Annotated in this window: 26 protein-coding genes and 2 pseudogenes; 24 read left to right on the plus strand and 4 right to left on the minus strand. The window is 37.2% G+C overall.

Annotation, left to right across the window (positions count from 1 at the left end; translation table 11 throughout):
* Together HNR53_RS16330 and HNR53_RS16335 are read right to left on the minus strand one after the other, a co-directional pair.
* Positions 1-210, minus strand: a 210-nt coding sequence (locus HNR53_RS16330) for an IS3 family transposase (RefSeq protein WP_184527948.1), incomplete at its 3' end; no start/stop codon positions are given.
* Between the two features lie 53 nt (positions 211-263).
* Entirely contained in the window at positions 264-581 is a 318-nt protein-coding gene (locus HNR53_RS16335; RefSeq protein WP_184527951.1) for a helix-turn-helix domain-containing protein, read from the minus strand.
* Between the two features lie 227 nt (positions 582-808).
* Here HNR53_RS16335 and HNR53_RS23245 point away from each other — a divergent pair.
* The 13 genes and pseudogenes from HNR53_RS23245 to HNR53_RS16395 form a co-directional block, all read left to right on the plus strand.
* A pseudogene (locus HNR53_RS23245) lies at positions 809-975 on the plus strand (NAD-dependent epimerase); the annotation flags it as partial.
* Positions 938-1,426 (plus strand): VanZ family protein, encoded by a 489-nt coding sequence (locus tag HNR53_RS16340; RefSeq protein ID WP_246439626.1) that lies wholly within the window; start codon positions 938-940, stop codon positions 1,424-1,426. The pseudogene HNR53_RS23245 and the gene HNR53_RS16340, both read left to right, overlap by 38 nt.
* Before the next feature lie 463 nt (positions 1,427-1,889).
* The gene (locus tag HNR53_RS16345) at positions 1,890-2,246 is read left to right on the plus strand and encodes an ElyC/SanA/YdcF family protein (protein ID WP_184528204.1); all 357 of its coding nucleotides are present in this window, start codon (positions 1,890-1,892) and stop codon (positions 2,244-2,246) included.
* Between the two features lie 727 nt (positions 2,247-2,973).
* Positions 2,974-4,140 carry a nucleotide sugar dehydrogenase gene (locus HNR53_RS16350; RefSeq protein ID WP_184527953.1) on the plus strand — a complete coding sequence of 389 codons (1,167 nt, stop codon included), beginning with the start codon at positions 2,974-2,976 and terminating at the stop codon, positions 4,138-4,140.
* Positions 4,141-4,291: 151 nt separating this feature from the next.
* Positions 4,292-4,744, plus strand: a complete 453-nt coding sequence (locus HNR53_RS16355) for a VanZ family protein (protein ID WP_184527955.1) — start codon at positions 4,292-4,294, stop codon at positions 4,742-4,744.
* 278 nt (positions 4,745-5,022) lie between these two features.
* Positions 5,023-6,594: a YifB family Mg chelatase-like AAA ATPase gene (locus HNR53_RS16360; protein WP_343065351.1), complete on the plus strand. Its 1,572-nt coding sequence runs from the start codon at positions 5,023-5,025 to the stop codon at positions 6,592-6,594.
* Positions 6,587-7,144 carry a transposase gene (locus HNR53_RS23665; RefSeq protein ID WP_184527956.1) on the plus strand — a complete coding sequence of 186 codons (558 nt, stop codon included), beginning with the start codon at positions 6,587-6,589 and terminating at the stop codon, positions 7,142-7,144. The genes HNR53_RS16360 and HNR53_RS23665 overlap by 8 nt, the downstream gene beginning before the upstream one ends.
* 142 nt (positions 7,145-7,286) lie before the next feature.
* Positions 7,287-8,351 (plus strand): GAF domain-containing protein, encoded by a 1,065-nt coding sequence (locus HNR53_RS16370; protein ID WP_184527957.1) that lies wholly within the window; start codon positions 7,287-7,289, stop codon positions 8,349-8,351.
* A complete protein-coding gene (locus tag HNR53_RS16375) occupies positions 8,326-8,508 on the plus strand; it encodes a hypothetical protein (protein WP_184527959.1) in 183 nt (60 codons plus the stop codon). Before HNR53_RS16370 ends, HNR53_RS16375 begins: the two co-directional genes overlap by 26 nt.
* Before the next feature lie 209 nt (positions 8,509-8,717).
* Positions 8,718-9,521, plus strand: a pseudogene (locus HNR53_RS16380) (ATP-binding protein); the annotation flags it as partial.
* A 316-nt stretch (positions 9,522-9,837) separates the two neighbouring features.
* Positions 9,838-10,446: an MBL fold metallo-hydrolase gene (locus tag HNR53_RS16385; RefSeq protein ID WP_184527961.1), complete on the plus strand. Its 609-nt coding sequence runs from the start codon at positions 9,838-9,840 to the stop codon at positions 10,444-10,446.
* A 2-nt stretch (positions 10,447-10,448) separates the two neighbouring features.
* Complete coding sequence (locus HNR53_RS16390) at positions 10,449-10,715, plus strand: hypothetical protein (RefSeq protein ID WP_184527962.1); 267 nt, start codon at positions 10,449-10,451, stop codon at positions 10,713-10,715.
* Positions 10,716-11,502: 787 nt separating this feature from the next.
* Complete coding sequence (locus tag HNR53_RS16395) at positions 11,503-11,718, plus strand: hypothetical protein (protein ID WP_184527964.1); 216 nt, start codon at positions 11,503-11,505, stop codon at positions 11,716-11,718.
* 299 nt (positions 11,719-12,017) lie between these two features.
* Here HNR53_RS16395 and HNR53_RS16400 read toward each other — a convergent pair whose 3' ends face one another.
* A complete protein-coding gene (locus HNR53_RS16400; RefSeq protein WP_184527966.1) occupies positions 12,018-12,221 on the minus strand; it encodes a hypothetical protein in 204 nt (67 codons plus the stop codon).
* Positions 12,222-12,583: 362 nt separating this feature from the next.
* On the opposite strand from HNR53_RS16400, the gene HNR53_RS16405 reads away from it, so the two are divergent.
* Together HNR53_RS16405 and HNR53_RS16410 are read left to right on the plus strand one after the other, a co-directional pair.
* Positions 12,584-13,468 carry a HipA domain-containing protein gene (locus HNR53_RS16405; RefSeq protein ID WP_184527968.1) on the plus strand — a complete coding sequence of 295 codons (885 nt, stop codon included), beginning with the start codon at positions 12,584-12,586 and terminating at the stop codon, positions 13,466-13,468.
* Complete coding sequence (locus tag HNR53_RS16410) at positions 13,461-14,207, plus strand: HIRAN domain-containing protein (RefSeq protein WP_184527970.1); 747 nt, start codon at positions 13,461-13,463, stop codon at positions 14,205-14,207. The genes HNR53_RS16405 and HNR53_RS16410 overlap by 8 nt, the downstream gene beginning before the upstream one ends.
* Before the next feature lie 35 nt (positions 14,208-14,242).
* Here the strand turns inward: HNR53_RS16410 and HNR53_RS16415 are convergent, their stop codons facing one another.
* Positions 14,243-14,593, minus strand: a complete 351-nt coding sequence (locus HNR53_RS16415; RefSeq protein ID WP_184527972.1) for a hypothetical protein — start codon at positions 14,591-14,593, stop codon at positions 14,243-14,245.
* Between the two features lie 500 nt (positions 14,594-15,093).
* On the opposite strand from HNR53_RS16415, the gene HNR53_RS16420 reads away from it, so the two are divergent.
* The 9 genes from HNR53_RS16420 to HNR53_RS16460 all read left to right on the plus strand — a co-directional run bounded on the left by HNR53_RS16420 (position 15,094) and on the right by HNR53_RS16460 (position 22,611).
* A complete protein-coding gene (locus HNR53_RS16420; protein ID WP_184527974.1) occupies positions 15,094-16,635 on the plus strand; it encodes a YifB family Mg chelatase-like AAA ATPase in 1,542 nt (513 codons plus the stop codon).
* On the plus strand, positions 16,636-17,253 hold the full coding sequence (locus tag HNR53_RS16425) for a transposase (RefSeq protein WP_246439628.1): 618 nt from the start codon (positions 16,636-16,638) through the stop codon (positions 17,251-17,253).
* Positions 17,254-17,311: 58 nt separating this feature from the next.
* A complete protein-coding gene (locus HNR53_RS16430; protein WP_184527976.1) occupies positions 17,312-17,710 on the plus strand; it encodes a hypothetical protein in 399 nt (132 codons plus the stop codon).
* Positions 17,700-18,047, plus strand: a complete 348-nt coding sequence (locus HNR53_RS16435; protein ID WP_184527978.1) for a hypothetical protein — start codon at positions 17,700-17,702, stop codon at positions 18,045-18,047. Before HNR53_RS16430 ends, HNR53_RS16435 begins: the two co-directional genes overlap by 11 nt.
* Before the next feature lie 834 nt (positions 18,048-18,881).
* The gene (locus tag HNR53_RS16440) at positions 18,882-19,532 is read left to right on the plus strand and encodes a hypothetical protein (protein WP_184527980.1); all 651 of its coding nucleotides are present in this window, start codon (positions 18,882-18,884) and stop codon (positions 19,530-19,532) included.
* 323 nt (positions 19,533-19,855) lie between these two features.
* A complete protein-coding gene (locus tag HNR53_RS16445; RefSeq protein ID WP_184527982.1) occupies positions 19,856-20,554 on the plus strand; it encodes a hypothetical protein in 699 nt (232 codons plus the stop codon).
* Between the two features lie 86 nt (positions 20,555-20,640).
* Positions 20,641-20,907, plus strand: coding sequence for a magnesium chelatase subunit ChlI family protein (locus tag HNR53_RS16450; protein WP_184527984.1), 267 nt, complete (start codon positions 20,641-20,643; stop codon positions 20,905-20,907).
* Positions 20,900-21,457: a transposase gene (locus HNR53_RS23670; RefSeq protein ID WP_184527986.1), complete on the plus strand. Its 558-nt coding sequence runs from the start codon at positions 20,900-20,902 to the stop codon at positions 21,455-21,457. Before HNR53_RS16450 ends, HNR53_RS23670 begins: the two co-directional genes overlap by 8 nt.
* 92 nt (positions 21,458-21,549) lie before the next feature.
* Positions 21,550-22,611 (plus strand): S-layer homology domain-containing protein, encoded by a 1,062-nt coding sequence (locus tag HNR53_RS16460; protein ID WP_184527988.1) that lies wholly within the window; start codon positions 21,550-21,552, stop codon positions 22,609-22,611.
* Positions 22,612-23,139: the final 528 nt, after the last annotated feature.

Consider the following 23,139-nt stretch of genomic DNA (forward strand, 5'->3'; position numbering starts at 1 on the left):
CATGATACGAGCTACTTTTTTATGATTGGCAATAGTACCTTTTTCTTTTAAATATTTAGCGATTCTTTTGGCACCATACGTACCGTTATGAAGAGTGTAAGCTCTTTTTATCTTGGTTAATAACTGCTTATCCTTATCTGAGATATTCTTCTTAGGTCTTCTCAGATAAGCATAGTATCCACTTTTGGAAACTCCTATGACACGACACAAAAGAACAATAGGATATTCCTTTCTTAAAGTTGAAATAGCTTCATATTTTTTGCTTATTCGTTCTCTTTGAGAAAGGCCTGGAACTTTTTTAATATCTCAATTTCCATTTCTTTTTCTTTTAACTTTTTCTCTAATTCTTTAACTTTTTTACTATCATCATTAGTTTTAGATGTAGCTGTAAGCGACCTGGAATTTTCTAATCCACTTTCACCGTATTCTTTATATGCATTGATCCAACGATAAACTGTATCTCGATGTAAATTGAGTTGGTCCGCAACCTCTTTAACAGGTTTCTTATCCTCTAATATTTCAAGTACCGCTTTTAACTTTACTTCGACACTATTATGTGTGAATGAGCTATTCTTCCTCATACCAAATGACCCCCTAAAATGTAGATATGTCGTATCATTATTGCCCATTTATTGTCCATTATAAGGGGGTCAACCACTGTCACTTGTCGGAATTTACCGAACTGTTTCTGTTGATAAATGAAAAGAAAAATGATTTATTGGTTGGGTCCCAGGTAAGTAGATCTTTATAAAATACGACATTGAATCATTTGTTTGCCCGAATTGTTGCAGGCATCTCCTCGATCAATGAGTTTGGTAGAGTATTTGAACCGATTAAGCCAGGCGATGTTCCGGCTACTCGCGCGACTACGGAAACGCTGTAGGAACTTTGATTGAAAAAGGGCTACAAAAGTTTGTGGATTGGTATGTGGGGTATTATGTGGAAAGTGATAAGAAGACTCAAATCAATGTATAAGATTTTTGTTGGGCTTGCTGCTATTGTTTGGATGGGGGTTATTTTCCTCCTATCCGCTCAACCAGCCACAGAGTCCAATGAACTTAGCAAGGGCATTACAGAATATATAATTAAGATAGTGGAAATGGTTCATCCAGGCGCTGAATTAAATATATGGATAAATAATAACGAAGTAAGAGGGCATGCACATTTTGCTACTTATTTAGTGCTCGGTATTCTGGTAATGCTTATTTTGAGGAGTATGGGGATACGTGTTATTCAGAGGATGGGACTGGCTTTATTCCTTTGTGTTCTGTATGCCGTATTCGATGAAATTCATCAGATCTTTTCTCCGGGAAGAGGGATTCAGTTAAAAGATGTTTTTGTTGATAGTATTGGGGCAAGCGTTGGTATTATACTAGTATGTGTTATTGGTTGGATAGGTAGAAGAGGGAAGCTCGCTAGGTCGTAATGGTTTAGCGTCCCGAACTTTGTCGAATTAATATTATTGACGTCAGGATGAGCTCGTAAATCTTATATTTTTTGCAATTACTAATCAGTTCGTAACTTTAAAGGGTCTATCTAGCTAAAAAACTGGATAGACCCTTTAAAGTCAGTATTTCCAATATGTGCATCCAATGCATGGTGATACACACAGATGAGATAACAAAAAGGAATATAATCCAGATATTAAAAGGTAAGTAATGAAAGTAAAAAGAAGAAATGTATGGACCTTATTAGTTGGGATTACCCTCTGTGTTGCTATTATTATTTTATCTATTCTATATTTCCCTAGGACGCTTTTGATTGATTTCTTACTTTATGAAGATCAGCCGGAAAAAGCGGATGTGATTATCTTGATAAGTTGCCGGGTATGCGGACAAAGTATTATTAACAAATGCATTGTCCTCTGGCAGCACAGTCGAAGACGCTGAATCCTATGGAATTCCACGAGACGCACTTTTAACAGAAACAAAGCGACTAGTACATATAAAAATGCCCTATATTCAAAAGGCATCATTTTAGAGCATGGAATTAAATCGGCGCTTGTTGTGACAAGTAATTATCATATGAGAAGAACAAGATTAGCCTTTGAACGGGTGTTTCATGATACAGATGTTTCATTTACCTATGTTCCGTATCATCATGACACCATCACAAGGGACAGTTGGGAAGAGAATGAAGGGTTATTCCAACGGGAATATAAGAAATTGATTGGTGGGTACTTTTTGTATTTTGACGGCATGATTACCCCATTGAGGAAAAGGTTTGAGGAGATTATGGAGAGATAACCATAGTTTTATCAACCTTGTTTTATATTCTCTGTCATACAACAAAGTTCCCGTTTTATCCAAGTAATCCAGGGAAAGTGTGAATTGATGGGGTTCTTTGATAAACTACCGAAATCGCTGAAGAAGACCATAAGGTATATTTTACAGGATGTTCATTCTATAGATAAATTAGAAGAAATAAAAAGAATACTTAATTCATATATTAATCAGCGGATGAAAGAATTAAAGAAAGAAAATTAGGTTGCAGAATAGGAAATTGCGTTGGGTGTCTACTGATTAACCTAAATTTACCAATTGGAATATAATATTTCTTTATAGCCATCCGGGTCAAAAATGCAATAAGAGGTTTTAAACAATAATTGTGGAGAGTCTATAGCATTTAGTTTTCCGTTTTAACCGCCTAGCACAGATTAAATGCTACAGTTCTGTAAGATAATATTTATCCTATTTTATTATTAAAATTTAACAAGTCAGAAGGTGTGGAGAATTGGCATATTTATCATACTTAGTGTCCCACCTTTTCTCTTATATTATAGTTATCCATCCATGATCAAGGTACCGACCGACCTCGTAATATAATTTCCTCTTCATTCTATCATATTCTTACATATTCCACTTTAAGTTTACGCCGTACACGAAACCTATATAATGTATACTGATATTTGAAAGTTCCATTTTAACCTAGCATCAATATATTATAAAGCAATGAAAGAAGGATGGAGCAACTATGAAAATTACAATTGCTGGAACAGGTTATGTTGGGTTATCCAATGCAATATTATTGGCCCAACATAATGAGGTTATTGCTCTAGATATAATTCAAGAAAAAGTAGACATGATTAACAATAAAAGGTCTCCTATTATTGATACTGAAATTGAGGAATATCTAGCTACAAAAGATTTAAATCTAACAGCTACTACAGATAATTATAAAGCATATAAAGATGCGGAGTATGTCATCATCTCAACTCCAACGAATTATGATCCAGAAAAGAACTATTTTAATACAAGAACAGTTGAAGCTGTGATTGCAAATGTGTTATCTATCAATCCTGATGCGGTTATGGTTATTAAGTCTACAGTACCTGTAGGATATACAGAAAAAATAAGAGAGAAATTTGAAACAGACAATATCATCTTCTCACCAGAGTTTTTGAGAGAAGGAAAAGCTTTGTATGATAATTTATATCCATCACGAATAATTGTTGGTGAACAGTCAGAAAGAGCTAAAGTGTTTGCTGACTTATTAGTTCAAGGTGCCATTAAAAAGGATATTCCTGTGTTATTTACAAATTCAACAGAAGCTGAAGCGATTAAACTATTTGCCAACACATACCTTGCAATGAGAGTTGCATTTTTTAATGAGCTTGATTCTTATGCAGAGATAAGGGAATTAGACAGTAAGCAAATAATTGATGGAATAGGCTTAGACCCGCGTATTGGTAATCACTATAATAATCCATCTTTTGGTTATGGAGGTTATTGCCTGCCAAAGGATACAAAGCAATTATTAGCCAATTATGCAGATGTTCCTAATAATATAATGACAGCTATAGTTGATGCCAATAGGACAAGAAAAGATCATGTTGCTGAAATGATTCTAAAGAAGGATCCAAAGATAGTAGGAATCTATAGACTTACCATGAAAACGGATTCTGATAATTTTAGACAGTCAGCAATTCAAGGTGTTATGAAGCGTATTAAAGCTAAAGGCATTGAGGTTGTTGTTTATGAACCAGCACTTCATGAGAAAACTTTCTTTAATTCAAGGGTGATTAATGATTTTGAAGAATTTAAGAATATAAGTGATGTCATTGTCGCAAATCGTATGTCTGATGATTTACGGGAAGTTGAGGATAAGGTTTATACGAGGGATTTATTTAGTAGGGATTAATATTATCCGCTGGGCTGAATGAGTTGGCGGCTTGGCGGATATTATTTATTGGAAGCATTGGTCTCACAGTGCTGGACAAAGTCCGTAATTAAGGAATAATAGGGATGCCAGCAAATTGGTGTGAGAGGTAATATCGAAAGGAAACATATAAATGTATAAAATTCTATCTTGGATAGCTGTTATTGTTTGGCTGGGAGTTATTTTCTACTTATCCAGCCAACCAGCTACAGAGTCCAATGAGCTTAGCAAGGGCATAACAGAATATATAGTTAAGATAGTGGAAATGGTTCATCCAGAGGCTGATTTAAATATCAATAATAGCAATATACGAGAATATGCCCACTTCTTTGCTTATTTAGTGCTTGGCATATTGGTAAAGGTTATTTTGAAGGTTATTGGAATACGTGGTATCCGAGGGATGGGACTGGCTATACTGCTTTGTGTCCTTTGTGCCGTATCCGATGAAATTCATCAGATCTTTTCTCCGGGGAGAGGGATCCAGTTAAAAGATGTGATTGTTGATAGTATTGGGGCATGTATAGGGATTATCCTAGTATTTGTCCTTGGTTGGGTAGTAAAAAGAGTGAAGCTCGCTAGGCTGTAGTGGTTTAGCGGGTTTTTACTTTCCATTTATTAACGATAGATTTTAATGGTAATTTATTGAAGTCTAATAATAAATACTATCTAATTTGACTATACAGACTTCAATTGGTGTAAGAAAGATCGGGTGCCAGGCACCATCCAGAGAATTGGAAATGACTTTTAATAAGTGCCTTTTATAGCATTTGAATTAAGATTTAGGAGAATAAATAATAGGTAATATTAGCTATGAAAATAGACTGAATAACTGTATACTGTAATTATTGGAATATATTGTTGGAAGTGATAGAAACGAAAGGGGTTGATGATGAATTGTCAGCAACGGTTATGACGGTAGGCTTAAATGGAATGGATGGCTACCGTGTCAAAGTAGAAGTGAATGCCCGAAAAGATAAGGAAGCATTTGTGATTGTTGGATTGCCGGATGCTTCTGTTAAAGAATCAAAAGAACGAGTTTGGAGTACATTGTATGAACGGGATGCTGATATTCATGAGAAGAAGATAACAGTAAATTTATCTCCTCCAGAGTTTAAAAAAACAGGACCTGGTTATGATGCAGCAATGGTGATCGCAGTATTAAAATCAATTGGCGAATTAGATGTAGAACTCCGTGAAGATCAATGTATTATTGGTGCAATTTCACTCAATGGGGAGATGCAACCATTTGAAGGGCTTGTACCTGTCATTACAAATGCAATGAAACTAGGCTTTAAAGAGATTTATATACCTCCTATTAATACCCGCCTATTTCCTACGACATTGGGAACAGAACTTATACCGGTTTCCACCATTTCCGGACTTATCTCACATTTACAAGGGCAAATAACATTAGATATTCCACTTTCCCCACCTATTGAATTAAGAGAAACGCAACAAATGAATAAAGAAGAAGTGCCTCAAATGGATTTTCAGGCTATTATTGGACATACACGGGCGAAACGAGCATTGGAAATTGCAGCGGCAGGAGGTCATCACGTTTTGTTAAGTGGTCCACCTGGATGCGGAAAAAGCATGCTTGCAGAGGCATTTCCCTCCATATTTCCAAATCTCGATCCTGAACAAGCCTTAGAATTATATGGGATTTACCAATTAGGTAGGGAGGAACTTCCTTCAGTAAAATACCGACCTATGCGGCATCCACATCACTCAGCATCCGGGGTCTCTCTACTTGGGGGTGGAACTTATCCAAAACCAGGAGAAATATCATTTGCACATTGTGGAATTCTGTTTCTTGATGAACTTGCTGAGTTTTCAAAAAAAACATTGGATATGCTTAGGCAGCCATTAGAAAGTGGCCGAATTACGATTAGCCGTGCGAAACAAACGGTCACTTATCCAGCAGAATTCACCCTAATTGCTGCCACAAACCCTTGTCCATGCGGGTATGATGGATCATCACAGCGATATTGCGTTTGTACACCAAAACAAATCGCTTCTTATAAACAGAGAATATCAGGGCCCATTTTGGATAGAATGGATTTTGCCTTAACATTAACAAGTGTTCCCCTTAATCAAGCACACCCCAAAACTGAAAGTTCTACGGTTATTAAGAAACGTGTTTCAAAGGCAAGAGAGCAACAATATAATCGTTATGGAAAACAATTATTAAATAATCGAGTCCCTTTTCAATTGATCCAAGATACAAGCCCGATTTCTAATCAGCAAATGCAGTATCTACATCAGATATGCTGGGAAAATAAATGGAGTAACCGAACGCAAATTAAAATCATCCGCGTGGCACGTACAATTAGCGATCTTTTCGAAGAAACGTCCATTTCTGAACAGGCTTTAAAAGAAGCGATAGAATGGAAAATGTTCTCAAACCATTTTATGAATGGAGAAAAGGATGGGTAGAAAAAGAAGAGAATATATTCCACATGCCTATCACCACATTTACTCAAGAGGGAACAATCGACAAAACATATTTCATGATGGTATTGATATGATGGAGGTCCTTCGACTTTTAGCTATGATCCATGCAGATTTCCCAATTTCGGTAAGTGCATACTGCATCATGACAAATCACTATCATTTCCTATTAAAATCCGAGAATCTATCAATATCCAAAATCATGAGCATTTTTAACAAACGGTATACTGATTATTATAATCGCAGATATCATCAAGTTGGTCACGTCTTTCAACAACGATTTAAAAGTTCTCCTATCCTAAGCCCTCAAGATCTTCTTCAAGTAAGCAAATATATACACCGAAACCCGATTAGTACGAAAAGGCCAATGGTTAGCAAAATGGAAGACTACCGATACAGTAGCTATCAGTTTTACAAAAAAGACATTTCCCCACCCTATTCTTTTATAAATTTAACCGACCTCCCAGCAAGCCTTTTCCGTCTAAGCGAAAGAACTCTGGAACATTACTGCAAATATGTTGAGTATGATCCATGAATTACCAAATCCTTGGCAGGTGCCTGGCACCCGATATGTTATCCCTTGTGTTGTCTTTGATGAATTAAAAATGAGTTGTATGATTTCCAAATTTATTAATCTCTCCCGTAATAAAAGCGACGAAAACCGGAGGTAATCATATATGAGTAATAATAAACCAATGTCACCTAGTGACAATGAGACCCAAATGGAGGAAGAGCAAGCAATAAAAGAAAAACCTTTACATAAACTAATGGTATTAGCCTGCTATTCTACTGCTTTGTGTTTAGTTATTTCTATTGTATATGGTTTTACAGGAATTGCTGCCGATATCATTAATAAAACTACAAAGTATCAAATAGATAGATTCCAAATATTGTCGTTTGTAAGTATCTTTTATTTAATGTGGCGTTTAATGATAAATCTCGGTAACTTTTGGAGGTCCAACGAGAAGAACGAAATAGGTACTGCGGTCACGAACTTTCCTAATCCCTTTTATGACCCTAGTTTTACAAAGGGGCCCTTAGTACTGAGAATGAAGTATCGTGAATTATTGACTCAGTATAGATTCAATAGAAGCCTTTTGAAAAAAGGCCAGGAAACTGCTGCAAAGTTAGGTGTAGCTATTCAGGAAATTGAGTCAAAGCTAAGAGTTTTATTAAGGCATAATGACAATTCCAACCGCTTAATAAGATCATTTAACTACTTACTTTGGACAGGGGATGAGCATCTTGTTCATAAGATACTTAGTCAAATTCTTGCTGAATGTATTACAGTTCTTGAAAAGGATCAAAGTGATAAATCTATTTCATTGTTTCAGGTAAAGGAAGGCAAATTATTTATTAAGGAAAGTGTTAGAATAAATGCTGAATCAGTTGCTAAAAGATCCTTTTCAAAGGGTATAGGTTTTGCTGGATATATATGGAGTATAAGGAAAGCAGAGATAGTAAATCATATTGAGAAAAATGATGAACGTTTTATTGAAGGTGGTTTGCCAGCAACACCTATAGGTTCTATACTAGGTTTTCCATTAATTGTGGAGGAGGAAATACTTGGTGTCCTATGTATGCAATCCGAATCTGAAAATGGATTCAGTGCTGCAGATTTAAGAACTGTTGAATTTTATGCTAGAATGTGCACCTTGATTTTATTATATGATATAATAAACAAAAGAGATTTTAACGTAAAAGGGGGGGGTAATATTGGCAACGTTGAAACAACCAATTAAAAAGACTGGTTATGATGATATTGATTCGATACTTATTGAAGCCCATAAGCTTATTCAGGAAAGTAATAAACTTCAAAAAGATATTGAAGTTGCTGTAAAGTTTAAACCCCAAAATCCCTTTAAATCTCGTAGGAAAAGGAAAATAGTTAAAGTATAAATTAAGGATACAGAATATAATTTTTAATAAAGAAAGCCTCTATTCCAATTAGGTCTAGAGGTTTTTTAGATCTTAGTGCCTGTCCATTGTCTAAATTTTGTCGAATGGACCTTTATGCGTTGCGATCTCTAAAGTAGACAATATAAATTCGGATTTACCTTCTGGGACTAGGGCTGGCAAGATCTAGTCTCTCTCTCCTTCTCGGATAGCTGGAAGGGATGCTTCCTGCGCTGATGGCGGCCAAGTTTTTAGGATTCAAGAGGGCCTATTTGCCATATGATCCGCTAATCCCGTTAGACATGCTGGAAGGATTGGAATGCATTGTTGTGCAGCATATCAATGATGTATTGCAGCATTTAGCCGGACAAACATTATTGCCGCTTCACATACCCTTGCAAACAATTGATCTAGCAGCACAGCCATTTGAGCATTCAAGGGATTTTCGTGATATTATTGGCTATGAACAAGCGAAGTGGGCATTTGAAATTGCTGCTGCCGGCGAACATAATGTTTTAATGAGCGGACCGCCAGGCTATGGAAAAAGCCTTTTTGCTGAAACCTTCTCTTCGATCTTACCTCCTTTGACGCGTGCTGCACAGCTTGAAGTAATCAGCTTGTATCAGTTAGCGAAAGAATATCTGCCTTCATCAAAAATTGCTCCCTATCGAAATCCTCATCATTCCGCATCAGCTCACGCATATCGGCGGCGGCTCTTATCCAAAACCAGGAGAAATCTCACTCGCCCACCGGGGTATTTTGTTTCTTGATGAAGTAGCCGAGTTCCAAAAGAAAACATTGGATATGCTTAGACAGCCGTTAGAGACCGGAAAGGTCACAATCAGTCGGGCGCAATCAAAGGTGACGTATCCTTCTTCTTTTATTCTGTTAGCCGCAATGAATCCATGCCCATGTGGATATCTTGGCTCCAATACCCGCTATTACCCTGTACACCCAAACAAATCCAATCGTACAAAAATCGCATCTCTGGTCCTGTACTTGACAGAATCGATATTGGTGCCTGTCACTTCCCGAACTTAGATGGCAGCCGGGACATTATGGACGAATCTATTTGGAAGGCAATCACATTGCGGCGTGAGAGTAACGCTAAAATTCAGGTGAGGGTGGGGAAGGGATACACAACCAGAAAACAAAAAGGGAAATTATGTGGAACATAGGTACCGGAACATCTTTGTCTCGTTCGGTGTTCAACATATTTTCAGCCATGCTATAAAAAAAATGAAAAGGAGTCCACAACATCTTTAGTCACATTATTGAAATAAAATTCCAAATAGTAGAAAATAATTTTATAAAATAATAAAGGATGATTGTATGCCAACTACAGGGGAATTTGTCACTTATCCAGTGGGACAAGGATTATTTTATGCTGGAAAGTTAATCGAGAACGGTGAAATATTTAATTTTATTTATGATTGTGGTAGTAAAACCAATAAAGAGCATTTAATGAATTGTATAACTGAATATCAAACTTTTAATGGTACTAATGATATTGATATGTTAGTAATTTCTCATTTTGATAGCGATCACGTGAATGGTTTACAAGAATTAGCTAAGAAATTTAAAGTTAAAAGAGTTTTCTTCCCTTATATTAAAAATATAAATATTCGTATGTTTTCATATGCATTAAAAGTTTTAAAACTTAAGAGAGTCATTCGAAAAGAGACTCAGGTAATTTTAATGAGCGAAACTGAAAAAAATAATCATGAATTACCTAGTTTAGATGAGCTGGAATCACAGGGATCTAATTCTATTAACCAACTAGAGTTACAGGAATTTGATACCGATAAAGATGTTAAAGAAAAAGAAGATTTAGTTAGACGTTTTAAATTTTTTGTATTTAAAAAAAGATCGGGTGCCAGGCACCATCCAGAGAATTGGGAATTGGGACGCGGGGACAGTCTCGTGTCCCGCTGTAGATAAACATGGCGCTATTCCGCCGTCTTTCTTGTGCTTGGCAGTTGGGGGAACAGGAAGAAAAAGATCGGGTGCCAGGCACCATCCAGAGAATTGGGAATTGGTACGCGGGGACAGTCTCATGCCTCGCTGTAGATAAAGAAAAAGATCGGGTGCCAGGCACCATCCAGAGAATTGGGAATTGGTACGCGGGGACAGTCTCATGTCTCGCTGAAGATAAACAGAATCATGATCTGGGTGCCTGTCACTTGTCGAATAATCTTTTTGGCAAATAAGGCATAAATCACTTTTTTTATTATTAAGAAAGTGCCGCCTCTTCATCAAATGTAAATGATCAGCTCCGTCTTCATCGAAAGTCGGAGCTGATCGTCGCTTTCCCGTGAGTTCTGCTTATTTGCCAGCAGCCAGCATCAATTGCCGGCTACTTTTCATGGCGTTCCTTCTGTTGCTCCATATGTACGAATCAATTGTTATTATGCAGCCAACACCAAACGCAATAGGTTGGACCAATGATCTTTAGCAACCCACCGAGTTAGCGTCTAGGTTTTAGATAGCCTACTTGGTGGGGTTGTTTTTTAAAAACGAAATTACCAATCTAGTAACATTGATCTTGGTGCCTGTCACTTCCTGATATTTGTCGAACGAATGTTCTTGATACAAAGAGAATAAAATGATTCAAATTCACCGAATGAGAAAGCGGAAGTCTCCATTTTTGATAGTAAGTAAGAGAACGCGCCCCTTCCATCAACTGTAAATAAGCAACTCCGCCTTTATCGAAAGTCGGAGCTGCTCGTCGCTTACCCGAGATCTTGGTGCCTGTGTCACTTCCCGATAATTTGATTACTGCCATCGAAATGTACCAGTAGTGACATGATTTTTACCACCGATTGACAATGTAATTACCAATGAATGACATGTAATTTACCAGATTGAATATTTCGGTTTTAATTAAGCCACTCCTAAGAAATGATCCTCAGCAATCGGGCCATATAGTTCAATAATAAGACAAGTTTGTTAGATGGAAAAAATGTTATAATTTTACAAAAAAGGAGGCGTTGAACAATGACCGTTAAGTTGCTTGAATACGTTAATAAACGAATTGAGGAATTAACAGCTTTTAAGTCAGAAACTCTAAAATCATTACAAGATGTGACTAAGACGATTAATGAATTGAGTTTAGAAGAGGAAAAAGATATTTTGGAAAATAAGATGAAATTTTACTCTGCTTCAGGTGCACTGGAAGAGTTAGAAGAACTAAAGAGAGTAATAAATAGTTAGTTGGATATTACGATCGGGCGCTTTTATTAAGTAATTAAAGCATAATTTCTCACTTACAACACTGAGAACTTATGCTTTTTTATTTAAATTTCTATACAGTTTAAATCCACATTTTACCTGACGATGTCATACCCTTACAAAATTTTGTATTAGAGAAGTCTTTTATTGGTAAGGAGTTGGCACAGCATGGTAAATTTCTTGGCAAAGGATGGTACAAAAGATGGCAGAGGTGGTAAATTGTGATGGCAGTAATCATAATTTTCACCAATTGTTTACGCCGCTGTGGCCAGCCTGTATTTTTACCTTTTCTTCAATATAACCTTTCCAGGTGACTTTTTTTCAATATTATAAGAACGCAACTTATTCAATGCCCCTACACCACCTGCAGCAACAGCAATCGATACAGCTGTAGTAGTCGTAGATACACCAAGAATGGATACCGCTGCTCCTCCTCCAACAATAGACGCAACCCCAGAAACTCCAGCAGTTGCTGGAGCGGCCAAGATAGAAGTAACTGCTATCCCTATTGCACCAATTGCTACTACCCAAGCTACTTTACCTGTTGCTTTGGCTTAAGCACCTATAAGGGGAATTTCCTATTTCTTTGTAAACATAGGTATTTTTCTAATGTCTGCCCACTATTTTCCAAGTATGGAAATACGTTAATTTATAAGATTCTTTGGAAAGAGATCTCCTCAGGGTGATTATGACCACTGAAATGTACCAGCAATGACAGAAGTTATAAAAAACTGATATTTATGTGTCGTTAGTTTTTGTGTATAGGATTGTCGACTTTTTATTGGGTTTTTTTCTATACATATGTTAAAATTCAGTTAAATTATATGAAAAAGGAAACGGATAAGTAGTGTTAAAGGATATCAGTGAGTGGGAACGAATTGGTTTTGGCGGAAAAAGTACTCTAGAAAAGGAAGAATTAAAATCACCAGATGGTTTAAAATACTTAATCAAATATCCAAGAAAATTTAATCAAGGTGTTTCTTGGGAGGACATCACTGAATTAATTGCTGCTGAAATCGGGAAGATATTAGGATTAGAAATGATGAGGGTTGAAATTGTTACTAGAAAAGGTCAAAGGGGTTGTCTTCTTCGGAATTTTGTAGAAGAATATGACGCTATGATGGCAGAAGAAGGGGGAGCTTTGCTACCTAGCCTAGCCGAAACTTATAATGAACTTCAACAATCCTCTTTAAAAAATATCGAACTTATTAAAGCTGGTTTTGCGATGATAGAGAAGTTTGGGTATTGGGAATCCATTAAAACCGAATTCATTGATATGTTATTGTTTGACAGCTTAATTGGGAATCAGGACAGACATCCGTTTAATTGGCAACTTCTGTTCTTTATTGAAGAAGGGCCAATATTCTCTCCAATATATGATAATGGGGCTTCCTTAGGCTTTCGGTTTGAAGATGATCAATTGATGAGGAAAGTTTTAAATGCTCGGGAAATGAATAAATATATAGAGAATACAAAAATTAAGGCAGGTTTATTTGAAAAGAAAAGCGTGAAAGCAAAAGATCTGTTAACTTTTATCCAAAAACGTTATCCTAAAGAATTTACTAGTAGCGTGACCAAACTAATAACATTTGATATGGCAAGATATGAAGAGTTTATTCAGTCTTTAGACTTTTTAAGCGATGCACAAAGTGTATGGCTACTTCATATAATATCTTTTCGTAGAAGGAAAATATTAGAATGGATTGGGGAGGAGGTAGAAAAAAATGAGTGATGTGAAAACTCTTTTAGTTGTATGGCAAAATAAAAAAAATCTTCTCTATTATCATATCGGAACTCTCTCCTATTACAATAATGAGTATGAATTTGTTTATACGCATTCTAATACAGGGGAACGAAAATTACGTGATGCGATAAATAACGGCTATATGTACCATCCAGCATTCCCACAACCTGATAAAATTTATCGTTCAAAGACTCTTTTTCCGGCTTTTGATCGTCGGTTACCTTCGATCGATCGGCCAGATTTTAAAGCAATCTTGTCAGATTTGGGGTTAGATGAAAACGCTACAAAGATGGATTTACTTCAACAAACTCGTGGGCGCTTAGCTAGTGATACTTACTCTTTTGAACAACCACTTCGAGTCGAAGAAGATGGAAAATTACATTCTAGTTTTTTTGTACATGGAATGCGGCATCGTAATTTACCGGATCAATGGCATATGTGGTTATCTAAAAATGATTCACTTAAATTGATACTAGAGCCTGCTAATGAGTATGACTCTAATGCGGTAGGTATTTATACCTGGAACGGGAAACACATTGGGTATGTACCAAACTTTTATAGTAAGGCTGTCTTTTCTTTGATAGAAAATAGGGCTACCCCATCTGTTATCGTGGCTTATATTAATGAGAAATCAACTCCTCATTGGTGGTTAAAAGTAAACTTTGAATGTGAGATACCTTCACTAAAGGGCATTAAAACTGACGAATTGTCCCCTGTTATGCAATGAACCGAAGCACGTAGGAAACATCGGAACAGTTTCTATTAGACGACAGTCGGAAGTTTTACGCGGAAAAACGGCATACCAAGCGGCTTTAGCTGCCCGGTATGCCGCTTTCTATTTTCGGGATCTTGGTGCCTGTCACTTCCCGATAAGGAAGCTCCTTCATCCGTTAACTCAATTGGAATGATAAAAAAATCATCATCACCGCTAGTGAGCCTTATAATTCCATTGGGTTCGACGATTAATGGTTGTTTTGAGCGGGTGACTTCCAATTCATTTCCTGAATCCTCCATGCTTATTAACGTATAGTCATCGATTAAGATCGCTTCTACTATATGTGAAAACAATTCTCCGTCGGCAATCCATTCATAAATATAAGTAACCCGTTTCATATTCTTCATCTCCTTTTACCTCAATAAGTATAGACAAATTCTCAAATAAGAATAAGGCTTTTCAAGGGGTAAAAAAGGAATATATCACCAAAATCCCGAATTATACGTGTCTACTATCATGGGCGCAATTCACTGTCACTTCCTGATATTTATCGAACGAATGTTCTTGACGTAAACAGTATAAAATGATTCGAATTACTGAATGAGAAAGTGGAAGTTGCTATTTTTGATATAAGTGAGTTAGTTCTTCTCTTAATCAAAAAGGGAGGAACTTCTTATTACTTACCTAGAACAGTCCGTTTGCACATAAAGAAGCAGCTTGCTTAGTGGCTGCTTCTTTTCAAATATCTTAATCGTCTGGGTGTTGGGAGTTTGTCTTAATCAGTAGTTCCCTGAATTATAAAAAATACGAACTATTGTTCCGTGAAAAGATTGACAACTAGTGAAAAAAGTCCTATTCTATAGATAGAACATTTGTTCTTTAGAAAGGAGAGCTGGATATGGCAACGATTGTAAATAGTATTGGATTGCGGGGAATAGAAGGATATTTAGTGCAAATAGAAGTCCAAATTGTTCCGGGAAAAGAAGGGATTAGTATTGTTGGTTTGCCGGATCTTTCCGTAAAGGAATCCAAGGATCGGGTTCTAGGGGCGCTAGCTTCACAGGATTGCGAGCTGCCGGAAAAAAGGATTATTATCAATCTCTCACCAGCTGAGCAAAAGAAAAACAGTCCGATATTTGACTTAGGCATGGCTATCGGAATGATGAGGGAAGTGCATCATTTTTCATATAAAATCCCGAACGATGCAGCGTTCCTTGGTGTCCTGTCCTTAGACGGCTCAATAAAGCCTGTCGATGGAATGCTGCCAGCGATTATGGCGGCAAGGGAAGAACAAATCAAAACTCTTTATCTTCCCCACATCCACGATCTGCCCATTCAGGAAATAGACGGGATGGAATTACGCTTTGTCACTCATATTAATGAAGTAATTGAATCATTTTCAGGGCAAACAACCTTGTTTACCCATACATCTTCAAAATTCACACCTCAAGAATCCACTGAATATACACCTGTTTATTCCAAAGATTTTAAAGATATCATCGGTCATAAGCATGCAAAACGTGCCTTTGAGATTGCAGCGGCCGGTGGGCATAATATTTTGATGTCCGGTCCTCCAGGCTGCGGGAAAAGTTTACTGGCTGAAACTTTCCCTTCTATTTTGCCGCCGCTCACCAATAAAGAAAGGTTTGAAGTGATCAGCATTTACCAGCTGGCCAGAGAGAAAAACGACTCTTATCAGATCTCGCCATTCCGGGCGCCGCATCATTCATCATCAGCGATTTCATTAATTGGAGGAGGAACGCACCCGAAACCGGGGGAAGTATCGCTGGCACATAATGGGGTCCTATTTTTAGATGAAATGGCGGAATTTCCAAAACGGACGCTCGATATGCTAAGACAGCCGCTTGAATCGGGAAAAGTAACGATCAGCCGCGCTGCCTCTACAGCGACATATCCTTCCCGTTTTATCTTAGTTGGAGCCATGAATCCCTGTCCATGCGGTTATTTAGGAGCCCATAACAAATATTGCACGTGCACATCGAAACAAGTGATTGCTTATCAAAATCGAATTTCCGGACCGATGAAAGACCGATTTGATTTATTACTAACGCTGCAATCAGTTTCGCTTGCAAAAGAAGGAGTTGAGCAGAGGCAGTGTTCTGCCGAAATTCGAAAGAGAGTAGTTGAAGCACGTGATAGACAGTACAAACGATATGGGGATGGAATCTGTAATGGTAATGCACCAAATGAATTATTTTTAGAATGCACTCCGTTAACATCTTCTCAGAGACAGATGATGCAGCAATGGTCGAGTAAAGAGCAGTTCAGCAACCGAGTGCAAATGAAAATCCATCGATTAGCCAGAACGATTTCAGATTTACAAGGCCAGGACGAGTTAACGAATGAATCTTTATGGGAGGCCGTGAATTTCCGTAGACATCAGCTTCGCGATATTCAGAAAGTGCAGGTGAATGTGTAGATGGCTAGGAAGAAGCGAACGTGGCAGAAAGATGAATTTTATCATATCGTTTGTCGTGGAAACCGGCGCGATCCTCTTTTTATGGATAAGTGGGATTTTATCACCTTTCTTTTTATCTTGCAGCAGGTATACGAAAAAATCCCCTTTGAACTCGTGTCATATTGTTTCATGACGAATCATTACCATCTCCAATTACGCTCAAAGAAAGAACCCATTTGGAAAGTCATGTCCCTGATTAATAAAAGATATGCCGATTATTATAATACAAAATACCGCCTCACTGGACATGTCTTTGAAAAGCGGTATTTTTCAAAAATGATCTTTTCCCAAAAAGGAATGATCGAAGTCAGCTGTTACATCCATTTAAATCCAATTGAAGCTCGTATGGTGGAAAACCCCGAGGACTATCCATGGAGCAGTTATTCCTATTATAAAAAGATGCCGATTTGCCCGTATGATTTTTTTACAAGAGAAATTATTTTGAATCAGTATACAGGTTCTATATTCGAGAGGTCTGCTAAATACTGCGCGGAAGTGATGGCCAGGATTGAGCATGGATTTGAAGTGGAATCCATTGGATGGAATGAATTAGCCGGGGCTTGTACGGTGTCTATTTAAGGGGGAGAGTCGGTTCAGCTTTTCCTTGATAACTAAATGTGAAGGAGGAATAGTCGGAGTGAACAGCGAGACAGAAGGGAAAATTAGACATATAATAAAGGATATAAACAATAACGGTCTGAATTGGAAAATGGGAAAAGGCATTGAACATCTAAAGAAAAGAATAAAAAGACACCATATACCTGAAGACTTTACGATGGAAGCATATGAGAGATTGATCATTGACATTATAAACTACAAAGAAAATGAAATATACTTATATTATCTTAAAGGTTACGAACAAAATTATTATGTGTTTGCTAATCCAGAAATAAAATGGCTGGTTATAATAGGTGAAAATACTGTAATGGAGTCGGCTTTTAAGATTGACAAAAAACCGTATCATGTTTACTTGTCTGAAAGTAGAGGTTTTACCTATCTAGGAACTGTTAAGGAGGTTCTGGAACATGAATCTTAATGAATACAATATTGACGGAATTATTGAAGACTATGGGGATTATATAGATAATTTCGGGGCTAGTGCAATTGAATTTTATAATTTCGTGATAGTAGAAAGAGATTTCCTTGAAGGTGTCAAGGATAAATTAAGTAATGAACAAAAACGTAATTTATTGGTATATGACCTAAATTTCATCCACAAAGCAGAATCGATTTATAATTTTTTGAAAGATGATATTAATTTTTCCGAGATCGCTAATCCAATAAAACATTGGTGGTGGCATGTAGATAAGATTGCAAAAGGAAGCTTAAGCATAAAGTTTGATTATACCATTGATGTAAATGTGACTGCTTGATCAATGTGTCACTTCCCGATGTTTGTTGAACGAATGTCCCTGATGACAGAATAAGTTTGTGTTTTCATTAATACTAATTTGTTCATAACCTATAATGGTCTATCCATCTGAAAAATTGGAATGACCATTATAGGTTAATTTTTTAAATTGATGACCAAAAATGGATGGAACGCAGCTGTTAGCATATAGATGCTACATACATGGCACTCGCAAATTAGGTACATAAAGAATTCAGACGAGAAATAAACGAGGCAAAGTAATGAAAGTAAAAGACAAAAAAATATGGACCATATTGGCAGGGGGTATTCTCTGTATCGTAAAGATAATAAGGAAGATCGATAAGGAAGATCGGGTGCCAGGCACCATCCAGAGAATTGGGTGAGCTCTGGTTCCTTTTTACTTCTCATCATCCTGAAGTTTCTCAGATAGCTGGAAGGTCCATCAAGGAATGCTGTTTTCAAATCAATGTCTATGACGTTAAATCTTAATGATCCCGCCCATGTATTTGTCAGTCTTGGTATTCCACCAACCAAACCATTGGCGTGTTTGTCAAGAGCGATTGCAGCGGTGCCCTACCTAATAAACGAGAAGAAAGATAAACATTTAGGTAGTTTTCATGGAAGTTTTGACACTACCATGTAGATGTGCCGTATCTCTTATAAGGGGCTGTCTAATTATTACTTGTATAGGAAAAATAAGAAATAAGACATGGTATAATATAACTAAATATTTATAAAGTCATGCTTATGTGGCGCGGCATTTTATGATATCAATGATTAATTAAACATGATTTTTATTGTGTAGCTTCGCATGAAAGCCAGGGGTGGAACATCTATGTTAAATAAAGTACAAAGAAATTTCCGCAGGCAAATGAAAAATATGAATATAGAAGAAGACAACTATCATCGTATTTATCGTTCACCAAGAAATACAGCTTTTAGAAAAAGTCCCTTTTTTATCATGGGTCCTATTGGGATTATCCTTTTCATTTTTATTTTTTTGGGCGTACCAACTAAAATGATGAATGATTATCAAATATATAAAGATAAAAAGATGAATAATTATTTACAGCAAGAGGCTGCATTGGAGCAAAATAGTAATCAAATTATAAACAATATCATAACAAGTATGCAAAATGGTAATCTAACTGTAGAAAGTACCAGCCTAGCAATATCGCAGATTGAATTGTATATAAATGAGTTTTCAAAGGTGAAAAGGCCTGCAGCATTTAAAGAACACAGCAAAGCATTTGAATCTGTATTAGATGAACAATTATCTTTGTTGAGGCTTGTGGAAGTAAGTTTAAAAACTAACTCTATAAATAACAGTCAGATTCAATATTATGTTCAAGAGCTCAATCATAAACACGTTCTGAAAAGGAATGCTTTAATAGCAGCTTTTGATTCGGAAAAGATTAGATATGAAATATTGAGTGATGGTTCCATTAGATATTGGTATAAAAAGGATACTTTCTCAATAGATTGACTTTGTTTTGCTAACACTGTGAAAGCTGAAAAAAAGATTCTAAATTCGGAAGGAACCGGGGTCACATCAAAGGAAGATCGGGTGCCAGGCACCATCCAGAGTAATGACTACAAGAACTACCTTACCGACAACTAATTGTTCGATTTAACTTCAAAAATGATAAACCGAATTGTCCTTTTGTCAAACATAATCGTTCGAAAAAACTCAGGAGTTCAGCACCCAGATCGGCACCGTTTTTGGTATAATTAGATAATTGGAATATTATGTTATTTAATTCTTATAGATGTCTCTTCGAAACGTATCTAGCTTTAGGGGGGATTATTGTGGTCAGCTCAAATTTATCTATTAAGCAAAAAGCAGCAGGTAAAGATTTATACATAATTGTTGGCATCACACTTGTTACATTGACCCTTTTCATGGTTTTCAATTCGCAAATTATGGCTTTTGCTAAGGCTCCTGATGAATCTATATTATTGCGGACACTCTTTATGGCAATGTTTCAATTCGGCCTTACCGGTTTGGGAATTACTGTCGTTGCTTTATACAGGAAGGAAAGTTTTCTAAAGTTTGGACTTAAAAAGGATCATCTTATTAAAGCAGTCCTCCTTTCTATTTTAGTGCTAATACCGTACATCATTTTTGGCTTTGCTACAGGAGCAATCACTACCTACATGCCTTTTCATACTTTCTTTTTTACGAAAGAGCTGCTTGAGGCTGGATTCCCAACTAGTATTTTGGGAATAACAATTATCGCACTTGTTTGGGGGTTTTTTGAAGGATTCAACTATGTGGTCATAAGCGATAAAATCAATCAACGTTACCCTTCTAAGAGTATTTGGCTCAACTGGGGTGCAATTTCCTGTGGGATATTTTGTCTTTTAATTCATGGGATGGTTGGAGTTACAGCAGAAGCACTGACTATGTTTATTATGATCTATGGAATGCTTGTTGTTAAAGAATATACAGGCAACGCATGGGGATGCGTTTTAATATTTATGCTTTTCTGGAATGCAATTAGTTAATACACATCATTTCCTTAGAGTAGGTTCCCCGCTAGTAACGCTAAACAACATCCTACACAATATGGCCCTAAAGAAGAGAAGATCGGGTGCCAGGCACCATCCAGTTAAATAATCGAGTCCCTTTTCAATTGATCCAAGATACAAGCCCGATTTCTAATCAGCAAATGCAGTATCTACATCAGATATGCTGGGAAAATAAATGGAGTAACCGAACGCAAATTAAAATCATCCGCGTGGCACGTACAATTAGCGATCTTTTCGAAGAAACGTCCATTTCTGAACAGGCTTTAAAAGAAGCGATAGAATGGAAAATGTTCTCAAACCATTTTATGAATGGAGAAAAGGATGGGTAGAAAAAGAAGAGAATATATTCCACATGCCTATCACCACATTTACTCAAGAGGGAACAATCGACAAAACATATTTCATGATGGTATTGATATGATGGAGGTCCTTCGACTTTTAGCTATGATCCATGCAGATTTCCCAATTTCGGTAAGTGCATACTGCATCATGACAAATCACTATCATTTCCTATTAAAATCCGAGAATCTATCAATATCCAAAATCATGAGCATTTTTAACAAACGGTATACTGATTATTATAATCGCAGATATCATCAAGTTGGTCACGTCTTTCAACAACGATTTAAAAGTTCTCCTATCCTAAGCCCTCAAGATCTTCTTCAAGTAAGCAAATATATACACCGAAACCCGATTAGTACGAAAAGGCCAATGGTTAGCAAAATGGAAGACTACCGATACAGTAGCTATCAGTTTTACAAAAAAGACATTTCCCCACCCTATTCTTTTATAAATTTAACCGACCTCCCAGCAAGCCTTTTCCGTCTAAGCGAAAGAACTCTGGAACATTACTGCAAATATGTTGAGTATGATCAATGAATTACCAAATCCTTGGCAGGTGCCTGGCACCCGATATGCTTTTAAGGGAAAAAATGGTAAAATGGTAGAAAGGCGGTAATGGAGGGTTATGTATGGGAAAACTTTTAAAAATAGTTATGTCCGTTTTTATGCTGTTCTTTATTTTCCAGGTTCATAGCAACGCTTCGGCTGAGGAAAAAATAACAAAATTGACAGATATTAAAGGTCATTGGGCAGAGAAGGATATTCAATTGTTATTGGAGAAGGGGGCGATATCCGGCTTTTCCGATGGAACCTTTAGGCCGAATAACGACATTACGAGAGCTGAGTTTGTGAAGATAATGGTCAATATGTTCCAGCTTCAATCGACTAACCCCGATTCAAGGTTTAGTGGATTGTTATTTGAAGACACATATACAAAAAATAAGGGCAATTATCATTGGGCAACCGAAGAGATTCATATTGCCGCGCATTTGGGAATTGTTAGTGGAACGGAAAAAAATAAGTTTTCGCCAAATGCCCCAATAACTAGGGAACAGATGGCGATTATGATCAATAATTTAATCTATCAAGCGACCCCATTTCCGTTGCAGGAACTTTCAGAAACACCATTGAACGAGATCTTGATCATAAATAAATTTAAGGATGCGCCAATGATTTATAGCGGGGCAGCCGATAAAATTAATAATCTAGTATTATTGAAGATTATGTACGGCACAGGTGATGGTTATTTTTACCCGAAAAAGACAGCTACTAGAGCTGAAGCAGCAGCTATTTTAAGCAGGGTGCTGGCAAAAGCAAGTGATCAAGGGGTATCCATCGTATATCCTGGAGTGTATCCTAACCATCAACGGGCCTTTGAAAACCTGCCTGTTGAAATCCAGGATTGGGTACGAGAAGCTGATAGCTGGCAGCAAACGCAACCACCAGAAGAAAGCCATGTGTGGTATCGTGAAGATGCAACCTATGCCGCTGCGTTACGTATCTCTGGATCTGGCTCATGCCTAGGGCTACAATTAAAACGTCTTGATCAAACGCCTGATAAAACAACTGTGACATTCCAGTACACTTATGCCATTCCTATTGGTTATAATTGTCCAGCATATATCAGTGCTCAAGTAATCGTTGTAAAATTACCTAAAACGAACAACGGAGAAGTGCGCATATTAAAATAAGGGTCGGATTTATAATGGAACAAAGGGTCAAGTGAAAGATCGGGTGCCAGGCACCATCCAGAGAATTGGGAATTGGGACGCGGGGACAGTCCCGTGTCCCGCTGTAGATAAACATGGCGCTATTCCGCCGTCTTCCTTGTGCTTGGCAGTTGGGGGAACAGGAAGGAATTGTTTGTTTTTTGAACTTCATTCAGCAAAGGTTTTCATGCGACGAGTAATCGCAGGAGCAGAAGTCCTTCACTTCTGTAAGTGGGGGATGAATGCAAATAAGTTTTCCAATTCAGTGAGGGTTCAAACCCTAGCTGAATGAAGTTAAGCCTCCGGCGAGCCTTGCATTTTTTAAAGGAAATTTTTCGAGCGAGCTCGACGACGGACAGGACGTCCTAGTCAGGCTAGACATAAGGATGTGGCGCTCTGAAGCGTGAAAAAAATCGGGCGCAAATTCGACGGGGCGAATTTAATCACTCGACAAAATTCGACAAACTTTGAGCCTCACAGCGACCTGGCGAAACATTCGCTAGGTCGCTG

Source organism: Bacillus benzoevorans (assembly GCF_014207535.1).
Lineage (GTDB): Bacteria > Bacillota > Bacilli > Bacillales > Cytobacillaceae > Bacillus_BD > Bacillus_BD benzoevorans.